This window comes from Pseudomonas sp. B19(2017), assembly GCF_002113165.1.
Taxonomy (GTDB): Bacteria; Pseudomonadota; Gammaproteobacteria; order Pseudomonadales; family Pseudomonadaceae; genus Aquipseudomonas.
Genome location: NZ_NEJR01000001.1, coordinates 146,263 through 162,193 on the forward strand (window position 1 = coordinate 146,263; position 15,931 = coordinate 162,193).

Below are 15,931 nucleotides of genomic sequence, written 5' to 3' on the forward strand. Positions count from 1 at the left end.
CAGATGACAGACACCGAAGCCTCCCAAATCTGCACTAAAATGCATAAATTGGGTGGGGATCATGATAAATCTGCACTATACTGCAGGATGACGGCTGAGGCTGATCGAAAACATGCAGTAAATTGCAGGTGGCCAATGTACCGACTCACGCTCCAATTACATGACCAAGGTAAATGGCATGATGCTATTGCCATCGCCTTCTCCGAACCGGAAAGAAGCCTCTCCAGCCCTTGCGAGTTCGGATACACATCCAAGTACGTCAAGACCAATCTACAAGCGTACGACAGCCTGTTCAGCCAGGCGGCCAGTGCCAAGCTCCCGGTGGACTTTGGCTCTCATCGTCTACCGCATGCTCCTGCATTCCTGTACGACATCGCGCCTGCAGGGGCTGCGAAGCGTTTTCTGCTGAGGCATATCGGCCGTGAGAAACCGGCAGGCATGGGGGAAGACCTGTTTCTGCTAGGGCGCTCCACCCCAGCTCCAATTGGCAATATGCGCATCAGGGAATCGGCTGATTTACTGGACCTTGCGGACCCCATCGGTTTTACCCGCCAGGACGTCATCGTTCGCGATCAACGTTTTCTGGAGTACGCCTACGAGCAGGGCGCGGCCATCGGTGGCGCGACAGGCGCCGGTGGAGAGGCGCCAAAGCTGCTGATGACTGAAGATGAAAACGGCCAGCTGTACCCGGACGCGGTGCTTGCGGATGAGAGGGCCTGTCGCCATTGGTTCATCAAGTTCGCCAGGCGCCAGGCCTTGGCCGATGATCAGGAGATCCTGCGGGCCGAGTACCTCTATTACAGGGCGTTGCAGCAGCTTGGTATCGAGACGGTGGCCAGTGAACACATGGCGCTGGAAGAGGGAGCCAAGCCCAGCCTGTGGATGGAACGCTTCGACCGTCAGGTTACCGATCGGGGAGTACAGCGGTTTGCCGTGGAATCGATGTATTCCTTGTGTGGTGTAACCGAACCCGGTAGCCGGATGGGGCATCTGGAGGTGATCGAGACGCTTGTCGGCTTGTGGAAGATGGCCGGGCAGGGTGAAGAGGTGCCTGAGCTGATCGCGGATTACCTGCGGCGCGACCTGATCAACAAGATCCTGGGTAACGCCGATAACCATGGACGCAATACGGCGATCATTCGTACCCGCGACAACGTGCGCCTTGCACCCATTTACGACTTGGCACCGATGGTGATGGATCCGGAAGGCGTAACCAGAACGACGAAGTGGCCAGCTTTGATAGAAAGAGCAGGCGAAATCGACTGGCAGGCAGCCTGCGTTGCGCTGGCCGAATTCATCGATCCGGATGAGGCTTACCAGCGTCTGCGTCAGGAGGCCCGGCACCTATTGGCATTGCCCGATATCTTGTCCGGCCTTGGGCTCCCGGAAGCAGTGATGAATCACCCGGCGATTGCGCTGGGCAAGCTCGAGCGCCGGATGGCGGAGTGGGGGTTGTCATGACGGTTTCCATCGATGCCCGAGGTCTGATGATCGATGGTGTGCGCGAAGGTATTGCCGACGGCACAATCGAGCTGGGTACTGCCGTTCGCCGCCTGCGCGTGGAAGTTGCAAAGATGCAGCAGACCCAGTTTGCGCTGATGTGCAAGATTTCCGTGCGAACGCTCATTCAGATCGAGCAGGGGGACGGTAACCCCACACTCAAATCGTTGAACGCGGTATTCAAACCGTTCGGTTTACAGATGGGCGTCGTCAGGCGTGCGAGCCCGATCAGATAACCGGGCTTGCACCGATCGCGGGCCTGCCGGCCCGTGATCGGTAATGCCGATCACCTCCTACGGCAGTCCTCAAGTGTCCGCACCTGGCCGTGCGGCTGCTGGTTCGCTTCACTCAACCAGCGCTCGAACGCGGCCGCCAGCGCCGGCCACTCATCATCGGTAATCGAATACCACGCCGTGTCCCGGTTGTGGTCTTTCACCACCAGGTGTTTGCGGAACACTCCCTCGAACACAAAGCCAAACCGCTCCGCCGCCCGCCTGGAGCGGGCGTTGGCGTTGTTGCATTTCCACTCCAGCCGGCGGTTGCCCAGTTCGAAGGCCAGCTTGCCCAGCAGGTACACCGCCTCGGTGCCCTTGGGCGTGCGCTGCATGGCGGCGCCGAAGGCGACGTGGCCGATTTCGATGCGGCCGTGGTCGGGTACGATCGACATCAGGCTGAGGATGCCCTGGGCCTGGCCGCTCGGGCGGTCGATCACGGTGTAGAACAGCGGGTCGCGGCCGGCGGCGTTGCCCTCCAGCCAACGGTTGAAGGCGGCACGTTCGGTGAACGGGCCATAGGGCAGGTAGTCCCACAGCACCGGGTCGGCAGCCGGACCTTGCAGCGCCTCCCACAGGTCGTCGCCATGGCGCGCCGGGTCGAGCTTTTCCAGGCGGATGAAGCGGCCGTCGATGGGCTCGGCCTTGGGGGCTGCAGCGGGTTTCCAGTTCAATGCGTCGGTCATGTTCGGCTTAGAACTCTTTGCGGAATTGTATGAAGCCCGAGCGCTCGGCAACCTGCTGGTACAGGCTGATGGCGGTGGCGTTGGTCTCGTGGGTCACCCAGTACACCCTGCTGCAGTTGTCGGCCTTGGCTCTTGCGTAGACGTACTCGATCAGCTGGCGGCCGATTCCCAGGCCGCGCTGCGCGCTGTCCACGTACAGGTCCTGCAGGTAGCAGGCGTTGCCGATACTCCAGTTGGTACGATGGTAGATGAAGTTGACCATGCCCACCGCCTTGCCATCGACCCAGGCCAGGACTGAATGGGTCGGCTCGTTGGGGTCGAGCAGGCGCTGCCAGGTGCTGAGGCTCACCTCATCGCTCAGTTCGGATTCATAGAAGCGCAGATAGGCGTGCCACAGGGTAAGCCAGGCAGCATGGTCTTGGGCAGTGACGGGGCGCAGGGTAACGCTGGACATGGGGCTGTTCCTTCAGAGTGGGCGCATCTGCGCCGCGAGTTGGTTATCCAGGTAATCGGGGCTGGCGCTCAGGCCTTCGCGCACGCCGGCAATGTCTTGCTCAGAGCGGTTCTGGCTGAGCTTGCGCGCGCCTTGCAGGCGGGCGATGGGCAGGCGGATGCCGACGATGGCGCGCAGCATGCCGTCGAGGTAGTCACGCGGGGCATCGCTGACGTTCCACGGTTCGCTGCGGCCTTGTTCGTGGCGCTCGGTCAGGCGGCTGACAATGGCCAGCAGAGGCTCGGCGTCGTGTATCACCTCAGCCGTGCCATAGGCGTGCACGGCCAGGTAGTTCCAGGTTGGCACTACCTTGGGGTTGTCGGCCTTGCTCGGGTAGTAGCCGGGGCTGACATAGGCATCGGCGCCGGGGAACACCAGCAGGGCTTCGCTTCCTTGCTCCAGGTCGCACCATTGGCGGTTGGCCCGCGCCAGATGGGCATAGACGGTGCCGAATTCGCCTTCGGCGGTATTGACCAGCACGGGCAGGTGCGTGGCCAGCAGGCCTTGTTCGCCCTGGCTGACCAGGATGGCCAGCCGGGTAGCGAGCATGTGCTGGTGCAGACGCCCGAGGTCGTGTTCCTGATGGGGTTTGCTGTTGTACATGCTCGGTTTCCTTGTGCGATGGCCCTATCCTAGGCAGGCTATTGGTTCATAGTAAGAGCCATTAGCAGCTGTTTTCATAGGTCCAATACCATGAGCGAGCGCCCCCTCGTATTGCCTTTCGACCCTGCCGGGATCGCTCTCGATCGCCGCCGCGGGCTCAGCCAGCAGCTGTACCAGGCGCTACGTGCGCGAGTGCTGGACGGGCGCCTGAGCAGTGGCACGCGTCTGCCCGCTACCCGTGATCTGGCTGCCATGCTGGCGCTTTCGCGCAACAGCGTGGTGCGGGCCTATGACCAGCTGTATGCCGAGGGCTACATCGAAAGCCGGGTAGGCGACGGCACCTATGTCAGCCAGCTGCCGAAACTCTCCACTGCAAAACTATCCACACAAGTATCCACAGGGTTATCCGGGTGGTTATCAACAGGTTTATCCACATTTTCTTCAGAAGATACTGAGGATTCATCCAGCGGCCGACGTTTCAGCGAGCCTTTGCAGCGTCTGAAAAGCAACCATTTGCCGCCGCCAAGAAGCGGTGCTCCGCGTGCTTTTCGCGTCGGTATTCCGGCGTTCGACCTGTTCCCGTTCGACGTCTGGGCCAAGCTGCAGGCGGGTTTCTGGCGCAACCCGGGTCCCGCACAGCTGGGCTATGGCGACCCGGCAGGCGAACCGCTGTTGCGCGAACTGATCGCGGCCTACCTGCGTCGCTCGCGTGGTCTGAGTTGTACGGCTGAACAAATTGTGATCACCAGTGGTGCACAGCAGGCCATCAGCCTTTGTGCACAGTTACTGTTGCAGCCGGGCGACGGCGTAGCTGTGGAAAACCCGGGATACCGCGCAGCCGGGCATGCCTTTGCGCTGGCCGGTGGCCGGTTGCATGGCGTACCGGTGGACGAGGACGGCATGGACTGTCGTCAGCTCGGGCAGCTTGCGGATTGCCGGCTGGCCTATGTCACGCCGGCCCACCAGTACCCAACCGGGGTGACCATGAGCCTGGCGCGACGCCTGGAATTGCTGGCCTGGGCCGAGCGCAGCGATGGCTGGATCATTGAAGACGACTACGACGGCGAATACCGCTACAGCGGCGCGCCCTTGGCCCCGCTTGCGGCGCTCGACCAGCACGGGCGGGTACTGTACGTCGGCACCTTCGGCAAGATCGCCTTTCCGGCGTTGCGCCTGGGCTACCTGGTACTGCCGCCGCAACTGGCGCAGGCATTCAGCCAGGGCAGGGCGCTGGCAGTGCGGCATTCGGAAGTCAGTAGCCAGTGCGTAATGGCCGAGTTCATGGCCCGCGGGCACTTCCAGCGGCATATCCGGCGCATGCGCAAGGCGGCGCTGAGCCGGCGCAATGTGCTCAAGGCCGGCTGGCCTGTGGATATTCCGGGGTTGGGCGGCATGCCGGAAGTAGCGGCCGGGCTGCATGTGAAGGTCGATGTGGATAACTTTGCGCGGGAGCAGGAACTGGTGGCCAAGGCTGAAGCGGTAGGGGTGGAGGTGACACCGCTGAGCAACTTCTGGCTGGCGGATAGCGAGGTACCTGTGGATGAGCGCGCCGGGCTGGTGCTGGGATTTGCAGCGGTGCCGGAGGGGGAGATTGCCGAGGCGTTGATGCGCTTGCGCAAGGCCTGGAGAAAGTGAATGGGGCCGCTGTGCGGCCCTTCGCGGGCAGGACCGCTCCCACCTGGTTCGCCTGTTATGCGATCAATGTGGGAGCGGGCATGCCCGCGAAGCAGGCGACTCAGGTACCGGACTTGATCCGCGTCCAGGCCCTGGTCCGCGCCCGCTCGGCATCCCTTGCCAAAGGCTTGAGCGTGTAAAGCTTGGCCATCGCCTCCGCCGTCGGATACAGGTTGGGGTTGTTGCGAATCGCCGGGCTTACCTTGTCGGTCGCATCCTTGTTCGGGTTCGGGTACCCGACAAAGTCGCTGATCGGCGCAATCACCTCGGGTTGCAGCAGGTAGTTGATGAATGCATGGGCATCTTCCGGGTTGGCCGCGTTCTTCGGAATCGCCAGCATATCGAACCAGATCGGTGCACCTTCCTTGGGCAGGCGCATGTCCACTACCACGCCATTCTTCGCCTCGCGGGCGCGGTTGGCGGCCTGGGAGAAGCTGCCGCTGTAGCCCACTGCCACGCAGATATCGCCATTGGCGATGTCTGCCATGTACTTCGAGGAATGGAAGTAGGTGATGTGCGGGCGAATCTTCAGCATCAGAGCCTCGGCCTGCTTGTAGTCGGCCGGCTTGTCGCTGTTCGGCGGCAGGCCCAGGTACTGCAACGCCAGCGGCATGATCTCCGAAGGCGAGTCGAGCAGGGCGACGCCGCACTGTTTGAGCTTGGCGATGTTTTCTTCCTTGAAGATCAGATCCCAGCTGTCCACCGGGGCATTGTCGCCGAGCGCCGCCTTTACCTTGGCCGGGTTAAAGCCGATCAGCACCGTGCCGTACATGTAGGGCACGGCAAACTTGTTGCCGGGGTCGTTGGCCTCGATCAGCTTCATCAGCGCCGGGTCCAGGTGCTGCCAGTTCGGCAGCTTGCTGCGGTCCAGCGGCTGGAACACTCCCGCTTCGATCTGCTTGGCGAGGAACACATTGGATGGCACCACCACGTCGTATCCGGAGTTGCCGGTCAGCAGCTTGGCTTCCAGCGCCTCGTTGGTGTCGAAGATGTCGTAGACCAGCTTCACCCCGCTGCCTTTCTGGAACTCGGTGAGGGTTTGCGGGGTGATGTAGTCGAACCAGTTGTACACCCGCAGGGTGCGCTGTTCGGCCTGGGCTTGCAGGGCACCGGCGAACAGGGTCGCGGCGATGAACGGGGCGAGCAGACGTTTGAGTCGGGCCATTACCGGGCTCCTGGCTGGGCGCGCTGGAAGCCTTCCAGCACATTGACTGCGTTGATGCCGATTTCTTCCACAGCGTAGCCGCCTTCCATCACGAACAGGGTCGGCTTGCCGAGCTGGGCAATGCGCTTGCCCATTTCCAGGTAGTCCGGGCTGTCCAGCTTGAACTGCGAAATCGGGTCGTCCTTGAAGGTGTCCACGCCCAGCGAGACCACCAGCACGTCGGCGTCATAGGCGGCGATGCGCTGGCACGCGTCCTCCAGGGCGGCGCTCCAGGCTGCCCAGTCGCTGCCGGCCGGCAGTGGGTAGTTGATGTTGCAGCCTTCGCCGGCACCTTCGCCGGTTTCGTCGGCATAGCCGAGGAAGAACGGAAACTCGTCGCGCGGGTCGCCATGGATCGAGGCGAAGAACACATCGTTGCGGTGGTAGAAGATGTCCTGGGTGCCGTTGCCGTGGTGGTAGTCGACGTCGAGGATGGCGACCTTGTGCCGGCCCTGGTCGAGGAAGGCCTGGGCTGCGATGGCAGCGTTGTTCAGGTAGCAATAGCCGCCCATAACTTCGCCAGCCGCGTGGTGCCCTGGCGGGCGGCACAGGGCGAAGGCGGAATGTGCGCCTTGCTGGATTGCCGCCTGAGCGGTGAGGGCGACCTGGGCGGCGCTGTAGGCGGCCTGCCAGGTACCGGCGGTGATCGGTGCGCCGGCATCGAAGCTGTAGTAGCCCAGTTCACCGTGCAGACCGGTGGGTTTTACCTGGCGCAGGGTGCGTGCGGGCCAGGTGAACGGCAGCAGGTCGCCTTCCTGGCCCAGTGCGGCCCAGCGCGCCCAGGCACCTTCGAAGAAGTTCAGGTAGTCGGCACTGTGGATGCGCAGCAACGGTGCGCGGCCGAAGTCTGTGGGCCCCTGGATGTCGCCGAGGTTGCGCTTTTTGACCTGGTCGAGCACATGGTCGGCGCGTGACGGCATTTCGAAACAGGGCATCAGCTTGCCGTCGATCAGCTCGCAGCGGCCGTGGTGCAGGCGGTGGTCATCGGAATAGATCGTCAGCATTGTTGTTCTCCGGTAGGTACTGGCGTGGGCCCATTTTCATGGGCGGGCCAGTGGGGGAGAACGACGCAAATGGCCAAAAGGGGATCGATGTGGCCAAGGTCTCTGGCCTGTTTTTCCTGCGCCGGCCTCTTCGCGGGCTTGCCCGCTCCCGCAGGATCTTCACAGCTCTCGAAAGTTGTGGAAGACCGGTGGGAGCGGGCGAGCCCGCGAAGAGGCCGGTGCAGGTCAACCGCGGAAGTGACTGGGCGCCACACCACTCCAACGCTGAAAGGCATGCCGGAAACTGGCCGTTTCGCTGAACCCCAAGGTTTCGGCAATCCGGTAGATCGGCATCTGCTCATCAGCCAGCAACTGCTTGGCCCGCTCGAACCTTAGTTCATCCAGCAGCTGTTGATAACTGCTGCCCAACGCCTGCAAATGCCGGCGCAAGGTGCGCGACGAGCAGTTCATCTGCCGCGCCAGCCCTTCAAGCCCGGGTGCCGCATCCAGTTGCTGCACCAGCAGTTGGCGAATCCGCCCCAGCCAGGCCTGGCGGCCGGTGAATTCCAGGTTCAGCCGTCGGCAACGTTCGCTCATTGCCTTGTGGGTAATCGGGTCGGCCAGCGGCAGTGGCGTGTCCAGCCAGCGCCGTTCGAAGGCAAAGGCATTGTCCTCGGCGCCGAAACCGACCGGGCACGGGAATGCCCCGGCGTAGAGCGCGTGGTAGCCGGGGCGTTGGTGTTCGAAACGGGCCCCCAGCAGCGGCAGTGGGCGGCCGAGCAGGTCGTCGCAGATGACTTTCAGCGATACCAGGCAGAACTCGGCATTGAAGGCGGTCAGCGTCGGGCTGTCGTGGTAGTCGCTGGCGCTGAGCCAGACGCGCTGGCCGTCGTCGAGCAGGCGCAGCTTGAAGACTGTTCCCAGCAGTGCCGGGTACTGCAGCGCCAGGCGCAAGGCGTCACCCAAAGTGGCACTGGAGAGCAGGGCGTAACCGAGCATACCGTAGCACGACACATGCATGCGCCGGCCCAGTTCCAGGCCGATATCCTCGCGCCGGGCAACGGCATTGGCACACACCTGCAGTTCCTGCTGGGTGGTGATGCGCGCATCGGCATGGCCCAGGTCCGCCGGGCCTATGCCGCTGCCGGCCAGCAGCGCCGACGCTTCGCAACCGTCTGCCTGGAACACGTTGAGGATCAGCGAAACCGCGTTGAGGGTGGTCAGGTGGCTGTGCAGCATGCTGGGTAATCCCGTTGGCCTGGGACGCATTATGGAGCAAGTTGTGTGCCGATGTTCGACTGCTGTCCGCAGGGCTATTGTGGGAGCGGCCCTGCGTCGCGATGGGCTGCAAAGCAGCCCCGGAATCCTTCAGGCAAAAAAAAGGCCCGAAGCATAGGCTCGGGCCTTGGAAAGGTTGAGAGGTGTCTAGTCCCTCGACCTGGTGAGACTGTTTACAGCGGCCTGGTTACGCCTTCAGCGGAACCAGACGCGGAGCGATCATGTTTTCCGGACGCAGGATGTCGTCGAGCATCGCGTCGTCCAGCAGCTTCTCTTCGCGCACCAGTTCCAGTACGCCGCGGCCGGTTTCCAGGGCAACGCGGGCGATACGGGTGGCGTTTTCGTAGCCGATGTACGGGTTCAGGGCGGTGACCAGGCCGATCGAGTGCTCGACCAGTTCACGGCAGCGCTGTTCGTTGGCGGTGATGCCGACGATGCAGTGTTCGCGCAGCATGTCCATGGCACGTTGCAGCAGGCGGATCGAGTCGAAGATCTTGTAGGCGATCAGCGGCTCCATCACGTTCAGCTGCAGCTGGCCACCTTCGGCAGCGACGGTCAGGGCCAGATCGTTGCCCATGATGGCGAAGGCCACCTGGTTGACGGCTTCCGGGATAACCGGGTTGACCTTGCCTGGCATGATCGAGCTGCCTGGCTGACGCGCTGGCAGGTTGATCTCGTTGATGCCGGTGCGCGGGCCGCTGGACAGCAGGCGCAGGTCGTTGCAGATCTTCGACAGCTTGACTGCGGTACGCTTGAGCATGCCGGAGAACAGCACGAAAGCGCCCATGTCGGAGGTGGCTTCGATCAGGTCGGCAGCCGGTACCAGCGGCTGGCCGCTGATGGCAGCCAGGCGCTGTACGGCCAGGGCCTGGTAGCCAGGGTCGGCGTTGATGCCGGTGCCGATGGCGGTACCGCCCAGGTTGATTTCGGTCAGCAGTTCCGGGGCCAGCGAGCGCAGGCGCTGCAGGTCTTCGGTCATGGTGGTGGCGAAGGCGCGGAATTCCTGGCCCAGGGTCATCGGTACGGCGTCCTGCAGCTGGGTACGGCCCATCTTCAGTACGTGATCGAACTCTTTACCTTTGGCAGCGAAGGCCTGGATCAGGCTGTCGAGGCTGGCCAGCAGGGCGTCGTGGCCCAGCAGCAGGCCCAGACGGATGGCGGTCGGGTAGGCGTCGTTGGTCGACTGCGCCATGTTCACGTCGTTGTTCGGGTGCAGGTACTGATACTCACCCTTCTGGTGGCCCATGGCCTCCAGTGCGACGTTGGCGATGACTTCGTTGGCGTTCATGTTGGTAGAAGTACCAGCACCGCCCTGGATCATGTCCACCACGAACTGGTCGTGGTAATCGCCTTTGATCAGGCGGGCGCAGGCTGCAGTGATAGCAGCATGCTTGGCATCGCTCAGGTGACCCAGCTCACGGTTGGCGTCGGCGGCAGCCTGCTTGACCATGGCCAGGGCCACGACCAGCTTCGGGTAGTGCGACAGCGGAACACCGGAGAGGTGGAAGTTGTTGGCAGCGCGCAGGGTCTGGATGCCGTAATAGGCATCTGCAGGAACTTCAAGGGTGCCCAACAAATCTTTTTCGACGCGGAACGATGCAGCGGAGGACATGATGTATATCATCTCGATTTTGACCCGGCACATGCCGGAATGGCGCCAATCCTAGGCCTGAAGGTGATTTTGCGGCCAATGCTGTTGCACGCTAACCTATGCACAAACGGCATAGTGTTTCATGTGACGCCAATTGACATTCGAGCGTGTTCCATTTTGGTGCACGCCAGGAGATGTGCTTCGTGAACCTTGAAAGCAAATGGCTGGAAGACTTCAGTGCGCTGGCCGCCACCCGCAGTTTTTCCCAGGCGGCAGAGCGGCGTTTCGTCACCCAGCCGGCCTTCAGCCGGCGCATTCGCAGCCTGGAGGCCGCGTTGGGCCTACAGTTGGTGAACCGTTCCCGCACGCCGATCGAACTGACCGAGGCCGGCCAGCTTTTTCTTGTCACGGCACGCACAGTTGTCGACCAGTTGAGCGAAATTCTTCGCCATTTGCATCATCTGGAAGGCGGCCAGGGTGAGGTGGTTCAGGTGGCGGCGGCGCATTCCCTGGCGTCGGGCTTTTTCCCGCGTTGGGTGGCTCAGCTGCGCAACGACGGGTTGAACATCGCCACCCGCCTGGTTGCGACCAACGTCGGAGATGCTGTGCATGCATTGCGTGAAGGTGGCTGCGACCTGATGCTGGCCTTCTATGACCCGGATGCCGCCCTGCAGATGGATGCCGAAATCTTCCCGTCGCTGCACATGGGTACCACCGAAATGTTGCCGGTGTGCGCCGTGGATGCCGACGGCAAGCCGTTGTTCGACCTGGAAGGCGAGGGTAGCGTGCCGCTGCTGGCCTATACCGCCGGCGCCTTCCTCGGCCGCTCGGTCAACCTGCTGCTGCGCCAGCGCAACCTGCGCTATACCACCGTCTATGAAACCGCCATGGCCGACAGCCTGAAAAGCATGGCGCTGGAAGGCATGGGCATCGCCTGGGTACCGCGCCTGTCGATGCGTGGCGAACTGGAACGAGGCGAGCTGGCGATCTGCGGCGGCAGCCAGTGGCACGTGCCGCTGGAAATCCGCCTGTACCGCTGCGCACTGGTGCGCAAGGCCAATGTAAGGCTGCTGTGGCGCAAGCTCGAGGGGGCGGCAATGGTTGACCCAAAAGTCAGCCAAAGCCCCGAAAAATAAGGGCCGACAGTTGGTCGCCGGGGTGCCTTAAACGCACCACCTTACGGTATACTGCGCGGCCTTTCGACCGGATGCGTCCGGTCCTGATCAGCAAACAAGCCACGCCGGTCGTCCCGCGTGGCTTGTTGTTTTTTGACGCGCCCAAGGGCGCACAAGCGAAGAGGCTCGACGATGAGTGCACTGGTTGGCGTGATCATGGGCTCCAAGTCCGATTGGTCCACCCTTAGCCACACCGCCGATATGCTGGAAAAACTCGGCATTCCCTACGAGGTGAAGGTGGTTTCCGCCCACCGTACCCCGGATCTGCTGTTCCAGTATGCCGAGGAGGCTGAGGGCCGTGGCATCGAGGTGATCATCGCCGGTGCCGGTGGCGCAGCCCACCTGCCAGGCATGTGCGCCGCCAAGACCCACCTCCCGGTGCTGGGCGTGCCCGTGCAATCGTCGATGCTGTCGGGTGTCGATTCGCTGCTGTCGATCGTGCAGATGCCAGCCGGCGTGCCGGTTGCCACCCTGGCCATCGGTCGTGCCGGTGCGGTCAACGCCGCGCTGCTGTCGGCCAGCATTCTCGGCGCCAAGTACCCGCAGTACCACGCGGCGCTCAAGCAGTTCCGCACGGAGCAGACCGACACCGTGCTGGACAACCCAGACCCGCGCCAGGCTTGAGGCTAAACCCATGAAGATCGGTGTAATCGGTGGCGGCCAGCTGGGCCGCATGCTGGCCCTGGCGGGTACCCCGCTGGGCATGAACTTCGCTTTCCTCGACCCGGCGCCGGACGCCTGCGCCGCGCCGCTTGGCGAGCACCTGCGTGCCGACTACGGCGACCAGGACCACCTGCGCCAGCTGGCTGATCAAGTCGACCTGGTCACCTTCGAGTTTGAAAGCGTCCCGGCCGAGACCGTGGCCTTCCTCTCGCAGTTCGTACCGGTGTACCCCAGCGCCGAAGCGCTGCGCATCGCCCGTGACCGCCTGTTCGAGAAGAGCATGTTCCGCGACCTGGGTATCCCTACCCCGGCCTTCGCCGACATTCTTTCGCAGGCCGACCTGGAGGCCGCGGTGGCCAGCATCGGCCTGCCGGCCGTGCTGAAAACCCGCACCCTGGGTTACGACGGCAAGGGCCAGAAGGTGCTGCGCACCCCAGAGGACGTGGTCGGTACCTTTGCCGAGCTTGGCAGCGTGCCGTGCCTGCTGGAAGGCTTCGTGCCGTTCACCGGCGAAGTGTCGCTGGTGGCCGTGCGTGCCCGTGATGGCGAAACCCGCTTCTACCCGCTGGTGCACAACACCCACGAAAGCGGCATCCTGCGCCTGTCGGTCGCCAGCCAGGCGCACCCTCTGCAGGCCCTGGCCGAAGACTACGTGGGCCGGGTGCTCAAGCAACTGGACTATGTGGGCGTGATGGCCTTCGAGTTCTTCGAAGTCGACGGCGGCCTGAAGGCCAACGAGATCGCGCCGCGCGTGCACAACTCCGGGCACTGGACCATCGAAGGCGCCGAATGCAGCCAGTTCGAGAACCACCTGCGCGCCGTCGCCGGCTTGCCGCTGGGCTCGACCGCCAAGGTCGGTGAGAGCGCAATGCTCAACTTCATCGGTGAAGTGCCGGCGGTGGACAAAGTGGTCGCCATCGGTGACTGCCACCTGCACCACTACGGCAAGGCCTTCAAGGCCGGTCGCAAGGTTGGCCACGCTACCCTGCGTTGCCACGACATGGCCACCCTCGAGCGCAAGATTGCCGAAGTAGAAGCCCTGATCGGCAACTGATCGAACTTCTACCAGCGGCTTGCCCTCTGAAATGGCAACGAGCCAAAGCGCTGTCTAGGCTTTGGCTTGTTCCATCATTACTGCAGAGGGATTGCCATGGGTATCATTGGAACCATCTTCATCGGCCTTATCGTCGGCCTGCTGGCCCGCTTCATCAAGCCGGGCGACGACAGCATGGGCTGGATCATGACCATCCTGCTGGGTATTGCCGGTTCCCTGCTGGCCACCTACGGCGGCCAGGCGCTGGGTATCTATCAGGCCGGACAGGCTGCGGGCTTCTTTGGCGCGCTGGTGGGGGCGGTGGTCCTCCTGGTGATCTACGGATTCATCAAGAAACGCTGAATACTGGTTAGAATGCCCGGCAATTCATTCGAGTTGCCGAGCATTTTCATGCGTGCCTTTTTCCTCGCCCCACTGCTGTTGGCCTGCACCCTGGCTCATGCCGAACTGCCTGAAACCGACTGGCTGGAGCTGATGCCCAAGTCGGACCAGCAGGCGCTCGAGCAAATGCCTGAAATCGACCACAACTCGCCGGAAGCCATGGGCACCTTTACCGACAAGGGCGGCCTGAAGCAGGGCAAGGGTTTGCCGGCGGTGATGTACTCGACCAAGACCGTGGCGGCCATGAACGGCAAGGACATCCGCCTGGGCGGTTACCCTGTACCACTGGAGAGCGACGCCAAGGGCAACAGCACGCTGTTCTTCCTGGTGCCGTACCCGGGCGCGTGCATCCACGTGCCGCCACCGCCGCCAAACCAGCTGGTGCTGGTGCGCTACCCGAAAGGCCTGAAGATCGATGACATCTACACCCCGCTGTGGGTCAGCGGAACGCTGAAGGTGGAGAAGGTCAGCAATGACCTGGCCGACGCGGCCTATGCGCTGGATGCAGGGAAGGTGAGGGTGGTGGAGGATGCTGATCTCTGACTTTTCTGTGCCGGCCTCTTCGCGGGCTTGCCCGCTCCCACAGGTACACCACAATTTTCAAGGCATGTGGAGTACCTGTGGGAGCGGGCGAGCCCGCGAAGAGGCCCGCACAGGCACTGCAAGACTCAGATCATTTCACAGCCAATCCTGACCCCCAGCGAGCTACTGGCCCCAGGCTTCAATTCCACCAGGTCATCCCACACATTCGCCGTCTCGATGCACAGCATCCGCTGCCAGCCATCATCCGCCATGTCCGGCAATTCCCTGGCCCGATCGGTCCAGGGGTTCCAGATCACCGCCGAACGCGACCCGCTGCTGGTCAAGGTTATCCGCCGGTTCCAGTGCGGGTCGACGATGCTCAGCTGGGGCGGGGTCGCCAGGTAGATCCGGTCAGTCTCCCCGGCAAACTCAAGGGCCCCCTGCTGCTGACGCTGTTCCCAGTCAGCCAGGGTCTCGATATAGCCAAGCCCCTCAACCCCTTCGACCCGCGCCTGGCGCACGTCACTGACTGCGAAGTAACTGTGCAGGGCCTGGCTGATGGTAACCGGGGTATTGCCCATGTTGCGGCTGGTCAGGTTCAGCTGCAGGTCTTCGCCCAGCTCAACCACCAGCTTCAGTTCGACGTCATGAGGCCAGCCAGGCAGGTCACCCTGCGCTTGCGGTAGTTCGAATTCGATGCGCAGTCTTTCGCCTGCTTCCTCGATACCCAGCAATTGCCAGTCGCGCGCGCGCGCCAGGCCGTGCGCGGGTGCCTGTTCGCCATGGTACATGGCCTGCACGGCCTGGGGGTTGCGCTGCAGGTTGCCGAACCACGGCCAGCACACCGGCACCCCGGCGCGTACCGACTTGCCCTTGCGGAAGATGGCCTGGTCGCTCAGCCACAGCAGCGGTGGCTCGCCCACTCGCTGGTAGCTGAGGATCTGCGCGCCCTGCTGGGCGATCAGGAGTTCGGCGCGGTCGCTGCTGATACGCCAGCAGTCGAGTTCGCCATGTTGCTCGGTTACGACCTGGAAGGTAGCCATTGCATTCATCTCATTGATTGCCAGTGGGCCTTGGACCCGGGCTCATGCAATGAGTTTACCGCCGGCGTGGCTCAGCGACGAGGTACGGAGCGGGTGCGGCCACTGCCGTCGATGGCGACGAAGACGAACACGGCTTCGGTGACCTTGCGCCATTCGCTGGACAGTGGGTCGTCGCTCCACACTTCGACCATCATCTGGATCGAGCTGCGGCCGATTTCCAGGGTCTGGGTATAGAACGACAGCTGCGCGCCAACGGCGACCGGTACCAGAAAGGCCATGCGGTCGATCGCCACGGTAGCCACGCGGCCGCCGGCGACACGGCTGGCCATGGCGGTGCCGGCCAAGTCCATCTGGGCGACCAGCCAGCCGCCGAAGATGTCGCCAAAGCCGTTGGTTTCACGCGGCAGCGCGGTGATCTGCAAGGCCAGGTCGCCTTGCGGGATTGGATCTTCTTGTTCGAGCTCAATCATGCGATGGGGCCTCTGACCCGTGACGCTTTTCGTTGGTGTGGCGCAAAGGCCGGGTAAACGATTCAGCTTGAAACATACTACGCCGATTTCGTTTCACTGGGCGGCCGTAGGGAAACTCTGCGAAACCGCCTGACAATAATGACCGGCGTTTTCGCACAACATCCCACGTTAGGAGCAACCTTTTCCTACGAAGCGCCAGTATATAGAGCATGACGGCCAGCGACGACCGCGCATTCATGAATATGTGTAGGGATTTTGTATCGCTTTCGGCGCAGCTCAGCAATTTGCTATCTTCGCCTGTCTCCCAATCCAGAAGCCGCGTGCCAAGCGGCCTGCATG

General features: G+C 62.7%; 17 protein-coding genes. 8 read left to right on the forward strand and 9 right to left on the reverse strand.

Annotated elements, in window-relative coordinates; genetic code table 11:
- The first annotated feature begins 135 nt into the window (after window positions 1-135).
- Together CAF70_RS00730 and CAF70_RS00735 are read left to right on the forward strand one after the other, a co-directional pair.
- Window positions 136-1,461: a type II toxin-antitoxin system HipA family toxin gene (locus tag CAF70_RS00730; RefSeq protein ID WP_085621481.1), complete on the forward strand. Its 1,326-nt coding sequence runs from the start codon at window positions 136-138 to the stop codon at window positions 1,459-1,461.
- Complete coding sequence (locus tag CAF70_RS00735; protein WP_085588857.1) at window positions 1,458-1,736, forward strand: helix-turn-helix transcriptional regulator; 279 nt, start codon at window positions 1,458-1,460, stop codon at window positions 1,734-1,736. Before CAF70_RS00730 ends, CAF70_RS00735 begins: the two co-directional genes overlap by 4 nt.
- A 50-nt stretch (window positions 1,737-1,786) precedes the next feature.
- Here the strand turns inward: CAF70_RS00735 and CAF70_RS00740 are convergent, their stop codons facing one another.
- Genes CAF70_RS00740 through CAF70_RS00750 form a run of 3 tightly spaced genes read right to left on the reverse strand, consistent with a single transcriptional unit; the run spans window position 1,787 to window position 3,554 of the window.
- Window positions 1,787-2,458 carry a GNAT family N-acetyltransferase gene (locus CAF70_RS00740; RefSeq protein ID WP_085621482.1) on the reverse strand — a complete coding sequence of 224 codons (672 nt, stop codon included), beginning with the start codon at window positions 2,456-2,458 and terminating at the stop codon, window positions 1,787-1,789.
- Between the two features lie 7 nt (window positions 2,459-2,465).
- Window positions 2,466-2,912 (reverse strand): GNAT family N-acetyltransferase, encoded by a 447-nt coding sequence (locus CAF70_RS00745; RefSeq protein WP_085621483.1) that lies wholly within the window; start codon window positions 2,910-2,912, stop codon window positions 2,466-2,468.
- Window positions 2,913-2,924: 12 nt separating this feature from the next.
- A complete protein-coding gene (locus CAF70_RS00750) occupies window positions 2,925-3,554 on the reverse strand; it encodes an FMN-binding negative transcriptional regulator (RefSeq protein ID WP_085621484.1) in 630 nt (209 codons plus the stop codon).
- Between the two features lie 90 nt (window positions 3,555-3,644).
- Here CAF70_RS00750 and CAF70_RS00755 point away from each other — a divergent pair, with 90 nt between their 5' ends.
- A complete protein-coding gene (locus CAF70_RS00755) occupies window positions 3,645-5,189 on the forward strand; it encodes a PLP-dependent aminotransferase family protein (RefSeq protein WP_085621485.1) in 1,545 nt (514 codons plus the stop codon).
- A gap of 100 nt (window positions 5,190-5,289) precedes the next feature.
- Here CAF70_RS00755 and CAF70_RS00760 read toward each other — a convergent pair whose 3' ends face one another.
- The 4 genes from CAF70_RS00760 to aspA all read right to left on the reverse strand — a co-directional run bounded on the left by CAF70_RS00760 (window position 5,290) and on the right by aspA (window position 10,305).
- Window positions 5,290-6,393: a polyamine ABC transporter substrate-binding protein gene (locus CAF70_RS00760; protein WP_085621486.1), complete on the reverse strand. Its 1,104-nt coding sequence runs from the start codon at window positions 6,391-6,393 to the stop codon at window positions 5,290-5,292.
- On the reverse strand, window positions 6,393-7,436 hold the full coding sequence (locus CAF70_RS00765) for a histone deacetylase family protein (RefSeq protein ID WP_085621487.1): 1,044 nt from the start codon (window positions 7,434-7,436) through the stop codon (window positions 6,393-6,395). The genes CAF70_RS00760 and CAF70_RS00765 overlap by 1 nt, the downstream gene beginning before the upstream one ends.
- A 225-nt stretch (window positions 7,437-7,661) precedes the next feature.
- Complete coding sequence (locus CAF70_RS00770) at window positions 7,662-8,654, reverse strand: AraC family transcriptional regulator (protein WP_085621488.1); 993 nt, start codon at window positions 8,652-8,654, stop codon at window positions 7,662-7,664.
- A 226-nt stretch (window positions 8,655-8,880) separates the two neighbouring features.
- Window positions 8,881-10,305 (reverse strand): aspartate ammonia-lyase, encoded by a 1,425-nt coding sequence (aspA, locus tag CAF70_RS00775; protein ID WP_003260072.1) that lies wholly within the window; start codon window positions 10,303-10,305, stop codon window positions 8,881-8,883.
- A 182-nt stretch (window positions 10,306-10,487) separates the two neighbouring features.
- Between aspA and CAF70_RS00780 the strand changes: the two genes are divergently transcribed.
- The 5 genes from CAF70_RS00780 to CAF70_RS00800 all read left to right on the forward strand — a co-directional run bounded on the left by CAF70_RS00780 (window position 10,488) and on the right by CAF70_RS00800 (window position 14,100).
- On the forward strand, window positions 10,488-11,420 hold the full coding sequence (locus CAF70_RS00780; RefSeq protein ID WP_161797629.1) for a LysR substrate-binding domain-containing protein: 933 nt from the start codon (window positions 10,488-10,490) through the stop codon (window positions 11,418-11,420).
- A 171-nt stretch (window positions 11,421-11,591) separates the two neighbouring features.
- The gene (gene purE / locus CAF70_RS00785; RefSeq protein WP_003253304.1) at window positions 11,592-12,083 is read left to right on the forward strand and encodes a 5-(carboxyamino)imidazole ribonucleotide mutase; all 492 of its coding nucleotides are present in this window, start codon (window positions 11,592-11,594) and stop codon (window positions 12,081-12,083) included.
- A 10-nt stretch (window positions 12,084-12,093) separates the two neighbouring features.
- Complete coding sequence (locus tag CAF70_RS00790; protein ID WP_085621489.1) at window positions 12,094-13,176, forward strand: 5-(carboxyamino)imidazole ribonucleotide synthase; 1,083 nt, start codon at window positions 12,094-12,096, stop codon at window positions 13,174-13,176.
- A gap of 96 nt (window positions 13,177-13,272) precedes the next feature.
- Window positions 13,273-13,518 (forward strand): GlsB/YeaQ/YmgE family stress response membrane protein, encoded by a 246-nt coding sequence (locus CAF70_RS00795; RefSeq protein WP_010955824.1) that lies wholly within the window; start codon window positions 13,273-13,275, stop codon window positions 13,516-13,518.
- A gap of 12 nt (window positions 13,519-13,530) precedes the next feature.
- The gene (locus CAF70_RS00800) at window positions 13,531-14,100 is read left to right on the forward strand and encodes a DUF3299 domain-containing protein (protein WP_085621490.1); all 570 of its coding nucleotides are present in this window, start codon (window positions 13,531-13,533) and stop codon (window positions 14,098-14,100) included.
- Window positions 14,101-14,225: 125 nt separating this feature from the next.
- Here CAF70_RS00800 and CAF70_RS00810 read toward each other — a convergent pair whose 3' ends face one another.
- Both CAF70_RS00810 and CAF70_RS00815 read right to left on the reverse strand, forming a co-directional pair.
- A complete protein-coding gene (locus tag CAF70_RS00810) occupies window positions 14,226-15,122 on the reverse strand; it encodes a D-hexose-6-phosphate mutarotase (protein WP_085621491.1) in 897 nt (298 codons plus the stop codon).
- 71 nt (window positions 15,123-15,193) lie between these two features.
- A complete protein-coding gene (locus CAF70_RS00815) occupies window positions 15,194-15,592 on the reverse strand; it encodes an acyl-CoA thioesterase (RefSeq protein WP_003253317.1) in 399 nt (132 codons plus the stop codon).
- Window positions 15,593-15,931: the final 339 nt, after the last annotated feature.